The 11972-nt window shown below is 39.9% G+C and carries 13 protein-coding genes; 8 read left to right on the top strand and 5 right to left on the bottom strand.

The annotated features are described in order from the left end of the window. On the bottom strand, positions 1–761 hold a 761-nt coding region (sucC, locus tag K1X56_13430), incomplete at its 3' end, for a succinate--CoA ligase subunit beta (protein ID MBX7095717.1). 134 nt (positions 762–895) lie between these two features. On the opposite strand from sucC, the gene K1X56_13435 reads away from it, so the two are divergent. Next, positions 896–1294 carry a hypothetical protein gene (locus tag K1X56_13435; protein MBX7095718.1) on the top strand — a complete coding sequence of 133 codons (399 nt, stop codon included), beginning with the start codon at positions 896–898 and terminating at the stop codon, positions 1292–1294. 4 nt (positions 1295–1298) lie between these two features. On the opposite strand, the gene K1X56_13440 is transcribed toward K1X56_13435, so the two are convergent. Genes K1X56_13440 through K1X56_13450 form a run of 3 tightly spaced genes read right to left on the bottom strand, consistent with a single transcriptional unit; the run spans position 1299 to position 3189 of the window. After that, positions 1299–2225 carry an ABC transporter ATP-binding protein gene (locus K1X56_13440; protein ID MBX7095719.1) on the bottom strand — a complete coding sequence of 309 codons (927 nt, stop codon included), beginning with the start codon at positions 2223–2225 and terminating at the stop codon, positions 1299–1301. Continuing rightward, positions 2222–2626, bottom strand: a complete 405-nt coding sequence (locus K1X56_13445) for a hypothetical protein (protein ID MBX7095720.1) — start codon at positions 2624–2626, stop codon at positions 2222–2224. Before K1X56_13445 ends, K1X56_13440 begins: the two co-directional genes overlap by 4 nt. Then, positions 2623–3189, bottom strand: coding sequence for a hypothetical protein (locus K1X56_13450; GenBank protein MBX7095721.1), 567 nt, complete (start codon positions 3187–3189; stop codon positions 2623–2625). The genes K1X56_13445 and K1X56_13450 overlap by 4 nt, the downstream gene beginning before the upstream one ends. 108 nt (positions 3190–3297) lie before the next feature. On the opposite strand from K1X56_13450, the gene K1X56_13455 reads away from it, so the two are divergent. Together K1X56_13455 and K1X56_13460 are read left to right on the top strand one after the other, a co-directional pair. Then, positions 3298–5487 (top strand): S9 family peptidase, encoded by a 2190-nt coding sequence (locus K1X56_13455; GenBank protein MBX7095722.1) that lies wholly within the window; start codon positions 3298–3300, stop codon positions 5485–5487. Further along, positions 5468–6172, top strand: coding sequence for a hypothetical protein (locus K1X56_13460; protein MBX7095723.1), 705 nt, complete (start codon positions 5468–5470; stop codon positions 6170–6172). The genes K1X56_13455 and K1X56_13460 overlap by 20 nt, the downstream gene beginning before the upstream one ends. A gap of 4 nt (positions 6173–6176) precedes the next feature. Here the strand turns inward: K1X56_13460 and glmM are convergent, their stop codons facing one another. After that, positions 6177–7571: a phosphoglucosamine mutase gene (gene glmM, locus K1X56_13465; GenBank protein MBX7095724.1), complete on the bottom strand. Its 1395-nt coding sequence runs from the start codon at positions 7569–7571 to the stop codon at positions 6177–6179. Between the two features lie 282 nt (positions 7572–7853). Between glmM and K1X56_13470 the strand changes: the two genes are divergently transcribed. The 5 genes from K1X56_13470 to K1X56_13490 all read left to right on the top strand — a co-directional run. Next, complete coding sequence (locus K1X56_13470; GenBank protein MBX7095725.1) at positions 7854–9278, top strand: tetratricopeptide repeat protein; 1425 nt, start codon at positions 7854–7856, stop codon at positions 9276–9278. Further along, complete coding sequence (locus K1X56_13475) at positions 9275–10078, top strand: phosphosulfolactate synthase (protein ID MBX7095726.1); 804 nt, start codon at positions 9275–9277, stop codon at positions 10076–10078. The genes K1X56_13470 and K1X56_13475 overlap by 4 nt, the downstream gene beginning before the upstream one ends. After that, positions 10075–10389 carry a rhodanese-like domain-containing protein gene (locus K1X56_13480; protein MBX7095727.1) on the top strand — a complete coding sequence of 105 codons (315 nt, stop codon included), beginning with the start codon at positions 10075–10077 and terminating at the stop codon, positions 10387–10389. Before K1X56_13475 ends, K1X56_13480 begins: the two co-directional genes overlap by 4 nt. Continuing rightward, the gene (locus tag K1X56_13485; protein MBX7095728.1) at positions 10389–11315 is read left to right on the top strand and encodes a DUF368 domain-containing protein; all 927 of its coding nucleotides are present in this window, start codon (positions 10389–10391) and stop codon (positions 11313–11315) included. The genes K1X56_13480 and K1X56_13485 overlap by 1 nt, the downstream gene beginning before the upstream one ends. A 1-nt stretch (position 11316) precedes the next feature. Continuing rightward, positions 11317–11972: FAD-binding oxidoreductase (locus K1X56_13490; protein MBX7095729.1), on the top strand; the 656-nt coding region annotated here is incomplete at its 3' end.

The raw sequence follows: 11972 nt of genomic DNA on the forward strand, positions 1-11972 counted from the left end.
GCTTCCACTTCGGTAGGATCTTCTTCGGTAGTATCGCGCATTTCGGCATAGTCGGGGTGACGGAACAATGCGTTATCATCGAGCGTTACTTTTGCATCTACTGCAATAATACGATCGTCGGATGTTTTAAATACAGGATTAATTTCAAACATGGAAGCATCGCAACCGAGGAATGCTTTGTAAAGCGCATCCACAAATTTCACCATGTCTTTAAACGCATTTCCGCTGGTTCCAAGATTAAAAGCAATCTTACGAGCCTGGAAAGGCATTAAGCCTACTTTCGGATCAATTTCTTCTTTAAAAATTAAATGTGGCGTTTCTTCCGCAACAGCTTCGATATCCATACCACCGGCAGGAGAATACATCACCAGGTGGCGACCCGTACCTCTGTCGAGAAGAATAGACATGTAATATTCTTTGTGCTCGGAAGGACCCGGATAATAAACATCCTCTGCAATAAGGACTTTATGAACTTTTTTACCGGTTGGCGGAGTTTGCGGGGTAATCAATTGCATACCGATGATGTTTGTCGCCTTTTCGCGAAGCTCATCGAGATTCTTTGCAACTTTTACACCACCACCTTTACCGCGGCCACCAGCGTGAATTTGCGCTTTAACAACAAAAAATTTAGTCCCGGTTTGATTCGCCAATAGCTTTCCGGCTTCAACAGCCTCTTCGGGAGTGTGGGCAAGGATACCACGTTGAACAGAAACACCAAACTTGGTGAGGATCTCTTTGCCTTGATATTCGTGAAGATTCATGATGTTTATTTTGGTGACCAAATGTAAGATTTGAAGCACAAGAATCAAAAAAAGTTTTCCAACAAAAAGGAAAAAGTCAGGGAGATTCAAACAATTGAAAATCAATGTAAAAAATAATATCCTTAACTTTGAATATGCTTACACTGTTGCTAATATTGATTGTTGGACAGCGATTTTACGATTATCAGGTAAAAAAAGGAGCCGATCCCTGGGTGTGGACAATGGGCGCCGTGGGACTCTATTTTGGTTTATACGCCCTCAACTACTTTGTTATTTTACCATTCCTTTACCATCAATTTCTGATTTCAATACCGAATTATCTCGTTTTGGCAATCCTGCAAAATGCATTACCATTAATCGGAAGCTTCATTTTATATTTTAAAATGAAAAATGGTGGAAAAGAAAAATCTGAAATTGAAAACACGAAAGAAGAAATCGTTCCCAGGGAAAAAATTCAGAAAATCGAAAAAGAAGAAACATCATCGCCTAAAATAAAAGATTCCAGTAAGCCTCCCGGTCCGGATACAGTTTAAAGCATCACCAGGTGAGATGTACTTTTTTTCCAATGGGAAAGTTGCTTTGGGTGTTTATAAAATAAATCACTTTGCCACCTTGTGATTTTACTTTGTATTCGGTTAATTCCCCACGAAAACTTATTGCCGAAATTACTCCGCTGAATTTTGATTTATGGCTCTGACAAATCCGAATGGCGGAAGGTCGAACATAAGTGGATTTTGAAATTTTATTAAACGAACCAAACAATTCTGCCTGGTAATCATTTTTGGGGTGATAATAAATCTCTTCCGGAGAGGCAATTCGCTCCACCGATCCCGCTTTCATAATCATAACACGATCGCTCAATTGCAAAACATCCGAACTGTCGTGCGAAATAAAAATCATGGAAAAACCCAATACCGATTTTAACTCTGCTAAAAATCGTAAAATCTCATTGCGGGTGCTATGATCTAAATGACTAAAAGGTTCATCCAGTAACAATAATTCGGGCTCCTCTGCTAATGCACAAGATATGGCAACCAATTGTTTTTGTCCCCCACTTAACGTAGCCGGTTTTTGATTCCGCTGCTCCCAGATTCCACATAATTTCAAAAGCATCTCCGCTTTTTCTTCTCTAAAACTCTTTTTATAGGATAATAAACGATGTTCAATATTTTCTTTCACGGTGTGATCGGGTAGCAAATCGAAATGTTGAGCCACCATTTTCATTTTGGGGTGACCGGGAACGAGTTCAAGAGAGGGACCCCTAACTTTTTCTTTCTTAAAAATTACACTACCTGAACTTGGATCGAGTAAACCGTAAATAATTTTAAGCAAGGTGGTTTTTCCGCTTCCACTTTTGCCTGCTATACCAATGACTTCACCCGGTGATAATGAAAATGAAATATTTTGTAAAACCTTTTCGGATCCACTGTATGAAAACTGAATATTTTTTACTTCAAGCATCATTTTAGCAGTGAACAATCTAAACTTAAATCAGGAGCTTCATAACAGCGATCATTGCAATTCCAGAATTTATTCAGTCGCAATTTCCCGCCATCGTATGCCGAATAAGTGGCTTGTCCAACAAAATAAGTTGCCTCTACCGAATAGCGTTCGTTCACGGGTAAATAGTGGGAGGTGACATTCATATAAGCCGTGTCGCGCAATACCACCAATCCATCTTCTATATTTCCATTGTAAATGGTATATGGAACTGGCGTATGATAACGGTCGTAACTCACCGTAATATTTACCCATGCAGAATCGGGACGTTCCGTATTGCAATACACATTCGGATCGCAATCGTCCGATTTAAAGCACGAGCTTAAAAACAATATTCCGGCGAAAACTAAAGCATATCGAATCATATCTCTCCGAGTAAAAAAGTTATACCAAAAAAGATGCGGTTATTGGGGATATTGATGTTTTTATTATCGAGAAAACAATAACCGAATTTAAAATAACCACTCTTACCCAAATCAAACGAAAATCCGGCCATGGGCGAAAATCCGAAATAACTTTGTGGAGCCTGTTTTAATCCCCTGTAATTGCCAAATAACCATCCCACCTTAGCCGCCAATAATGCACGGAGCGTTTTTGAACCGACATGCAATTCCAAAAATCGTTTTTCACCTTCAAGCGCAAGAAAAAACTTCTTTTCGAAATATTGACTAACATGGTTGGGCTTATCTACTATCTGTACCTTTTTAAAATAGGGTCGCATGTCAAACGACAAGGCAGCACCCCATTGATATTCGGTATCCTGAAGACCGTAATTAAAATCGAAATAAAAGTCATCCAAATTAAAATTGGTTCCAAACCCCAGGGCATACCGAAGCGGTTGGGGACTTCCTTTATAAAGGGAATCCGACTGACTATAAAGTGACAGCCCAATCAGCGAAAACAAAAGGAAAAATCCAGTTCGAATCATTTTGTAAATATAATAAAAAGGGAACGCCTCCAATTTGGCCTCTTATTTGATGAGCGGTAAATCAATAGTCCGATTTTTGGCTATTTTGCACGCTAGAAACGAATAACCATGAGAATTATTTCCATTAGTATTTTATTCCTTGCACTGGTTGGAGGGAATATCCAGGCTCAAAAGAAGGAATTGAGCAACGAATTGATCTGGGCATCCGGAACCTTTTATGCAGAAAGCGTAGATGAGGTTCGGTCCATGAACGACGGCGAACATTTTACGGTGCTGGAGGCCGATGGTAACATTCCGGTTGTAAACAAATATGCTTTTAAGGATTATAAAAAAGTGGGAGAAATTGTTTCATCCAAAGATATCCGGATAGATGGTGAATCATTAATGATTGAAGAATATGAATTCAATGCCGACGAAACAAAAATGTTAATCGCCACCGATATTGAACCAATTTACAGAAGATCGTATCTGGCCTACTTTTTCATCTACGATATTAAAACAAAAAAAACTACACCACTAGGTGATCACAAGGCTGGCAAACAAGCCCTGGCAGAATTCTCACCGGATGGAAAAAAAGTTGCGTTTACCCGCGACAACAATATTTTTATTTACGACCTCGCTTCCGGGAAAGAAACACAGGTTACCACCGACGGGAAGCGTAATGAAATTATCAATGGTAGTACGGATTGGGTTTATGAAGAAGAATTTTCAATTGTAAAAGGATTTTACTGGTCGCCCAACTCCACTAAAATTGCTTATTACCGATTCGACGAACGTGAAGTGAAGGAATTTACCATGACTTTTTACGGTGAATTATACCCTACCCTTTACACGTTTAAATATCCAAAGGCAGGGGAAGACAATTCCAAAATCTCACTATTTGTGTACGATGTAGCTGCCAGCAAGTCAAACGCCATCGATTTAGGTCCAGAAACAGATATTTACATCCCAAGAATAAAATGGACCAACAGCGATGATCAACTTTGCGTATTGCGCATGAATCGTTTGCAAAACAATCTTGAATATTGTTTGGTAAACACCAAAAATTCTAGCTTGTCGCTGCAAGCAATTTACACGGAGACTTCGAAAACGTATGTGGAAATTACAGACGATTTAATCTTTTTGAAAGGAAAAGAAGCGTTTATCCGCACCTCAGAAAAAGATGGTTACAATCACATTTACCTGATCGATTTCAAAGGAAATTCTACCCAAATCACTAAAGGGAATTGGGATGTTGTAGAGTTTAAGGGACTGGACGAAAAAACAGGTTTTATTTATTACATCTCCGCAGAATCGGCCCCTTATCAAAAGGATTTATTTGCCATTAAGCTGGATGGATCCGGTAAGAAAAAACTATCTACTAAACCCGGAACCAATGATGCTTTCTTTTCTACCGGAATGAAATATTATATCAATTACCACAGTGATGCAAATACACCCTATTTCATTACACTTCACAATGCCAGTGGTAAAGAAATTAAAGTGCTTAAAGACAATAAAGAAATCATTGGTCGAATGGGTCAATACAACCTCTCGAAAAAGGAATTCTTCAAGTTTACTACCAGCGAAAATGTGAATCTGGATGGCTGGATGATTAAACCAGTCAATTTCGATCCGAACAAAAAATATCCGGTGTATATGTTTGTTTATGGTGGACCCGGTAATAACGAAGTAACCGATTCATGGGATGGTCCAAATTATTTCTGGCACCAACTCCTTGCTCAGAAAGGATATTTGGTAGTGTGTGTAGATCCGAGAGGAACCATGTTTAAAGGTGAAGCATTTAAAAAATCGACTTATCTGCAATTGGGAAAACTCGAAACGCAAGATTGCATTGAAACAGCTAAATGGTTGGGACAACAAAGTTATGTCGACAAAAACCGGATCGGCATTCAGGGTTGGAGTTTTGGAGGTTATATGACTTTGTTATGCATGACCAAGGGAGCCGATTATTTCAAAATGGGAATCTCGGTAGCACCAGTCACCAACTGGAGATTTTACGATAATATTTACACCGAACGGTTTATGCGTCGTCCGCAGGAAAATGCCAATGGATACGATGACAATTCACCGATCAATCACGCCAAAAAATTAAAAGGAAAATTATTGCTGGTGCATGGGTCTGGCGACGACAATGTACATTACCAGAACACCATGGAAATGATTAATTCATTTGTGAAAGCAAATCGTCAATTTGATTTATTTATTTATCCAAACAGAAATCACGGCATATATGGAGGCACCACTCGTCTTCATTTATTTACCATGATGACCAATTATGTGGAGAAAAATCTCTGATTCTGTTTTACTTATTTTATTCTTCCACATTCAGGTTTCAGCACAACGAAATCTGAATGTGGAGGTTAAAACCAGGACTGGTCAACCCCTTGAACAAATTCGTATAGAAATTTCAGAAAAAGGAATTCCTCTTTTTGAGAAGAAAACGGATGAAAAAGGCTTTGTTTCCTTTCAATTACCCTCTCGTTTTTATTCTGGGGATACCATTTCCATTACCGTGAAAATTTACCCGCCGGAAAATTATTCCTGCATTGGTCCGGATAAAAAATCCATTATGGTCAACCCAAGCGGTCAAACCATTTCCACCGGATTTACACTTGAAAAAGGTCCCCTTTTAAGCCGGGATATTCGTTTTCATTTTAAATACGGAGTTCTATTGGAAGATGCTTCGCATGCAAAAACACTTCAGCAAAGCATTGAATTATCGAAATCGGAAAAGGGAATCGTTTTAATTGCTTATTACCTTAAAAATGAAAAAGCAAAAAATGGAAAAAAAAGGGCAAAGCTGTTAAAACAATACCTCATTAAAAAGGGAATTCCCGAATCGAAAATTAAAATTGGAACTCCCCAAAAATGTGAAGTCCCCTTCGAATTAAAACCCGGAGAACAACTGACCACAGAACAGCTGGACATCCTGTATTACCGCTGCACAGGAATTTCGGTTATTGCCGGATTCGATAACTAAATTCTTAGTTAATGCCTGCAATGGCACGAATATCTTCCATGATTTTCTTAGCCAACTGATCCGCATTATCCATGGAGGATGATTCGGAATAAATTCGAATGATGGGTTCCGTATTCGATTTGCGTAAATGCACCCATTCCTTTCCGAATTCAATTTTTACTCCATCCACATCATTAATGGGTTGACCAGCATACTTTTTCTTCATCTCGAGTAAAACCTTATCTACATCGATGGAAGGCGTTAATTCAATCTTGTTCTTTGAAATAAAGTAATCCGGATAGGATTTACGCAATGCCGAACAGGTCATTTTCTTCTCTGCAAGCAAGGTTAAAAACAAGGCTATTCCTGCAAGTGCATCTCTTCCGTAATGCAAATCGGGTAAAATTACTCCTCCGTTTCCTTCTCCTCCGATAACAGCATTTACCTTACGCATCATTTCAACCACGTTAACCTCTCCTACTGCAGAAGCAGAATAAGTTCCTCCCTTTGCTTCAGTAACATCACGAAGTGCGCGGGTGGAAGATAGATTGGAAACGGTGTTTCCTTTTTTGTGTTGTAACACTAAATCGGCTACGGCTACCAGTGTATATTCTTCTCCAAACATAGAGCCGTCTTCGCATACCATGGCTAAACGATCAACATCAGGGTCAACAACCAGTCCGACATCTGCCTTTTCTTTTTTGATTAATGCAGAAATCTCAGTTAAATGTTCCGGAAGGGGCTCCGGGTTATGAGGGAATTGTCCATTAGGCTCGCAAAATAATCGCGTAACTTTTTTCACTCCTAAAGCTTCCAGTAGCATGGGGACAGCAATTCCACCGCTCGAATTCACTGCATCTACCACCACATGAAATCCTGCATCACGAATAGCCGCAACATTCACATAAGGCAATTGCAAAATCTGATCGATATGTTTTTTCATCCAGGTATCGTCCAGAGAAACAGTTCCCAAATGATCCACTTCTGCAAATGAATACAATTCCTGCTCTGCTCTTCTCAAAACTTCAGCTCCATCCTGAGCCGAAATAAATTCACCTTTTTCATTAAGAAGTTTCAATGCATTCCATTGCTTCGGATTATGAGAAGCAGTTAAAATTATACCTCCATGCGCTTGTTCTCCGGGCACTGCCACCTCAACGGTTGGTGTTGTAGATAAGCCAAGATCAATGACATCAATTCCGAGTCCTTGTAACGTTGAACAAACCAGGTTACGAATCATTTCACCCGAAATCCGTGCATCTCTCCCGAGTACAATCTTTACTTTTTTACCGGGATTTCGCTCTAGAATAATGCTACCAAATGCTGCAGTAAATTTAACGGCATCTACAGGGGTTAACGCTTCACCAACGTTTCCGCCAATGGTACCACGTATTCCGGAAATGGATTTTATAAGTGTCATTTTTCAGATTTTGCTCAAAATTAAATGCTCTGCCGGAAGTGCATCAGGCGCCGACGATTATTTTACCAACAACACACCTTCAATTAACTGAAGATGAAGCCAGTTCAGAAAATTCAACGTCAGGATATTAACATCATTTTTTGCTACCGACCCCAGATCTTTATAACTTACACAAAAACAGATTATTATCATATATATTGACTTTTGAATTTGTTAATAGTTGACCTGTTCTTTTCCGGTGCATTTTGTCATTTGTGCTATCTTTGCACTAGAAATTACACTATGCAAGAAGGCAACGGATTCAACGATCCATCCGGTGAAGAACGAGAAGATTTAGGTCCCCACCTTAGTCGCTTTGAGGAGATGATGAGGAACAATGGGAATTATTTCTTTGATGTAGATGTATTTGAAGCGCTGATTGATCATTACCTCGAAAAAAACGATATTAAATCGGCATTAAAGGGAATTTCCATTGGTATTTCCCAACATCCGGATGCTGTTCCCATTCTTTTACGCAAGGCAGAAATTCATGCTTCTTCGGGTAAATTGAATAAATCGTTAGAGATCCTCAACCGCATTGAGCATTTGGATCCTTACAATGAAGATTCATTTATATTGAAAGCAGGGATTTATTCCCAATTGAGGAATCACGAAGAAGCCATTCGTTGTTTGAAGCAGGCGATTCGATTAGCCGAAGGTGAGAATGATGATTTGTATGTGGATCTGGCTTTTGAATATGAGAACCTGAAGAAGTGGGACAAAGCCATTGAGTGTTTAAAATCTGCCTTAAAATCGAACCCCGAGAATGAGGCTGCCATTTTTGAATTGGCTTATTGTTTCGAGATTAGTGGTCAAGGCGAAAACAGCATTCAGTTTTTCAATGATTTCATTGACAACCATCCCTACTCTTTTTCGGCCTGGTACAATCTGGGGAATTCGTATATCCGGAAAGGATTATTCGAAAAGGCTATAGAAGCGTTTGATTTTTGCATTACCATCAATGAAAATTTTTCTTCGGCCTACTTCAACAAAGCGAACGCCTATGTTCAGTTGGAAATGTATCACGAAGCGATTAATTGTTATGCAGAAACCTTCCTTTACGAAGAGCCGCAGGCAATTACCTATTGTTACATTGGCGAATGCTTCGAAAAATTAGAAATGCCCGAAGAAGCATTTGAGAATTTTTTAAAAGCGACCGAAATAGATGAGGACCTGGCCGATGGATGGCTGGGAATGGGGATTGCATTGAGCATGATGGAAAAGCACAAGGAAGCTATTCCCTATCTCGAAAAAGCAAAAGCACTGGAAGATAAAAGTTCCGATACCTGGTATATTCTGGGAGAAGTGCTGGATAAAGCCAATGACATTTCCGGATCTCAGCAATCATTCCTGAAAGCGCTGGAGCTCGACGGCGATAATCCCGAATTGATCATGGATTATACCGATTTTTTAAAGCGTAGGTTCAGTTTACAAGAAGCACTGGAAGAAATGGATAAACACATCCTTCGTTTTCCTCAGCAAGCTGAATTGTTGTACCGCCAATCGGTATACCTCCTCGAAAGCGGGAAAAAGGCACAGGCCATGGAAATGCTGGCAGAGGCGCTTTCCCTTAACTTTGAAGAGCACGAAGAATTATTTGATTACCTTCCCGAACTAAAAAATAATAACGATATCGTCGAATTAATAGAACATTATCGAAACTCATGAATTTTACATTACCACATATTCCGGAACGCACCGTTAAACCAAGAGAGAGCGGTGTAACAATGATGATGGACAAAGGTCTGTCGGTAACAGAAGCTGAAGCATTTTGCGAAGGATCGGGATTATATACCGACCTCGTTAAATTCGGATTCGGAACATCGATGGTTACTCCAAGGTTGGAGGACAAACTCGCTGTGTATAAAAATGCCGGATTAAAATGTTATTTCGGCGGAACCCTTTTTGAAGCATTTATTGCACGCGGAAAATTTGATGAGTACCGCAAATTGCTTAGCAAATACAAGTTGGAATATGCAGAGGTTTCGGATGGATCCATCGTTCTGGATCATGATGAAAAATGCAAATACATCGAAATCCTTTCGAAAGATTTTACGGTTCTCTCCGAAGTTGGATCGAAAGAGGCAGGGATTTTAATCAGTCCCGCCCGCTGGATTAAAATGATGACCAAAGAAATTGAAGCCGGTGCTTGGAAAGTGATTGCAGAAGGTCGTGAAAGTGGCACAGTAGGAATTTTTCGTCCGAGTGGTCATGCACACACGGTGCTCATCAATCGCATCACCGCAAAAGTTCCTGCAGAAAAAATCATGTGGGAAGCACCCAAAAAAGAACAACAAGTTTGGTTTATCAAGCATTTTGGTGCTAATGTAAACCTTGGAAATATTGCACCTTTCGAAGTGATTGCCATGGAATGTCTTCGTTTAGGATTACGTGGCGATACCTTCTTCCATTTTCTTCCGGAAGAAATCGTTAAAAAAATTAAGCACCCAGAAAAACCAAAAAAATGAAAGAGATCACTGTACGTGAATTAAAAGCGAAAATCGACGCCAAAGAAAACTTTCAATTGATTGATGTTCGCGAAGATTACGAAGTAGAAATTGCTCATATTGGTGGACTTCACATTAAAATGGGTGATGTGATGGACAATCTCGACAAAATCAAAAAAGACATTCCTGTTTATGTGCATTGCCGTAGCGGTAAACGATCGGCGGCTATTTGCCAGGCACTCGAAAGTGCTGGTTATACCAATGTAGCCAACGTTGCCGGAGGAATACTTGCCTGGGCGGATGAAGTGGATCCAACAATGTCGAAATACTAATGAGCAGAACTGCTAAAGATTATTCCCTGATTTTTTTAAAAGGAATCGGAATGGGTGCTGCTGATGTTGTGCCCGGCGTTTCCGGAGGAACCATTGCATTTATTTCGGGTATTTATGAGGAACTTCTGGGTTCTATCAATTCCGTAAATCTCAAAAACGCAAAATTAATTATCACCAAAGGTGAAGGAATTAAATCCTTCTGGAAAGCAATTAACGGGAATTTTCTGGCAAGTTTGATGCTGGGTATTGGCATAAGTATTGCCTCATTGGCAAAAGCGATTACCTGGATGCTGGAACATCACCCGGTGATGATATGGTCCTTCTTTTTTGGCTTAGTGCTCGCTTCGATTTTTTATGTTGGAAAAGAAATTACCAAATGGAATTTGCCGGTAATAGTCATGTTCATTTTAGGTACAGCCATTGCTTATTACATTACGGTATTGGGAAAAAGTGATGCTTCTACTTCTCTCCCATATCTTTTTCTCTGCGGCAGTATTGCCATTTGTGCCATGATTTTGCCCGGGATTTCCGGAAGTTTTATTCTTGTTTTATTGGGTGCTTATTCAGTTGTTTTAGGTGCTATTCATACTATGGATTTAAAAATCATAGCTGTATTCGCCACTGGATGTGTTGTGGGATTATTATTGTTTAGCCGACTCCTTTCTTACCTGCTTAAAAACTTTCATAATGTCACCGTTGCCCTGCTGGCCGGATTCATGTTGGGTTCCTTAAATAAAGTTTGGCCATGGAAAGAAACGATTTCATTTTATGAAAATTCAAAAGGAGAAAAAATTCCATTCCAGGAAGCGAATATTCTGCCCACCGATAATTCATGGCAAATTGCAATTTTAGCATTCATCGTAGGCTTCATTCTCATTTTTGCCATTGAGTGGATTGCAGGAAGGAAAAAAACGTCAGAAGCCTGATATGAAATACAGGGAACTTAGTTCAGCTGAAGTAATGGATTTAAAGCAGCTCATTGGCGGTGATGCTGTGTTTACCGATGCGGATCTTTGTAAAGAATACGGACACGACGAAACCGAAGATTTCAATTTCCCTCCTTCCGCAGTGGTAAAACCACGTTCCGCATCAGAAGTTTCTCTTGTTTTAAAATACGCCAACGAACATGCAATTCCCGTTACGGCTATTGGTTCTAAAACGGGATTATCAGGCGGTGCTTTGGCTGTTTATGGAGGTATCGGACTTTCCACTGAGCGATTAAATCGTATTCTCGAAATCGACGAAAAAAATTTACAAGTCACGGTAGAGCCGGGAGTTATTACGCAGGTATTACAAGAAGCTGTCATTGAAAAAGGACTCTTCTACCCTGTAGATCCATCTTCCCGCGGTTCATGTTCCATTGGAGGAAATCTGGCAGAAAATTCGGGCGGACCCCGTGCTGTGAAATATGGGGTTACAAAAGATTATGTACTCAACCTCGAAGTGGTTTTGGCCAATGGAGAAATAATTTGGACCGGAGCAAATACATTAAAAAATTCCACCGGTTATAATCTTACCCAATTAATGGTTGGCAGCGAAGGCACCCTCGGGGTGATCACAAAAGCGGTTCTAAAATTATGGCC

This window comes from Flavobacteriales bacterium (genome assembly GCA_019694795.1).
In the GTDB taxonomy this organism is placed as follows: Bacteria; Bacteroidota; Bacteroidia; order Flavobacteriales_D; family UBA2798; genus UBA2798.

Bases quoted from the DNA above. Each gene is read 5' to 3' on its own strand.
- K1X56_13435 (MBX7095718.1), top strand. From the start codon at position 896: ATGCTTACACTGTTGCTAATATTGATTGTTGGACAGCGATTTTACGAT.
- K1X56_13440 (MBX7095719.1), bottom strand. From the start codon at position 2,225: ATGATGCTTGAAGTAAAAAATATTCAGTTTTCATACAGTGGATCCGAA.
- K1X56_13445 (MBX7095720.1), bottom strand. From the start codon at position 2,626: ATGATTCGATATGCTTTAGTTTTCGCCGGAATATTGTTTTTAAGCTCG.
- K1X56_13450 (MBX7095721.1), bottom strand. From the start codon at position 3,189: ATGATTCGAACTGGATTTTTCCTTTTGTTTTCGCTGATTGGGCTGTCA.
- K1X56_13455 (MBX7095722.1), top strand. From the start codon at position 3,298: ATGAGAATTATTTCCATTAGTATTTTATTCCTTGCACTGGTTGGAGGG.
- K1X56_13460 (MBX7095723.1), top strand. From the start codon at position 5,468: ATGTGGAGAAAAATCTCTGATTCTGTTTTACTTATTTTATTCTTCCAC.
- glmM (MBX7095724.1), bottom strand. From the start codon at position 7,571: ATGACACTTATAAAATCCATTTCCGGAATACGTGGTACCATTGGCGGA.
- K1X56_13470 (MBX7095725.1), top strand. From the start codon at position 7,854: ATGCAAGAAGGCAACGGATTCAACGATCCATCCGGTGAAGAACGAGAA.
- K1X56_13475 (MBX7095726.1), top strand. From the start codon at position 9,275: ATGAATTTTACATTACCACATATTCCGGAACGCACCGTTAAACCAAGA.
- K1X56_13480 (MBX7095727.1), top strand. From the start codon at position 10,075: ATGAAAGAGATCACTGTACGTGAATTAAAAGCGAAAATCGACGCCAAA.
- K1X56_13485 (MBX7095728.1), top strand. From the start codon at position 10,389: ATGAGCAGAACTGCTAAAGATTATTCCCTGATTTTTTTAAAAGGAATC.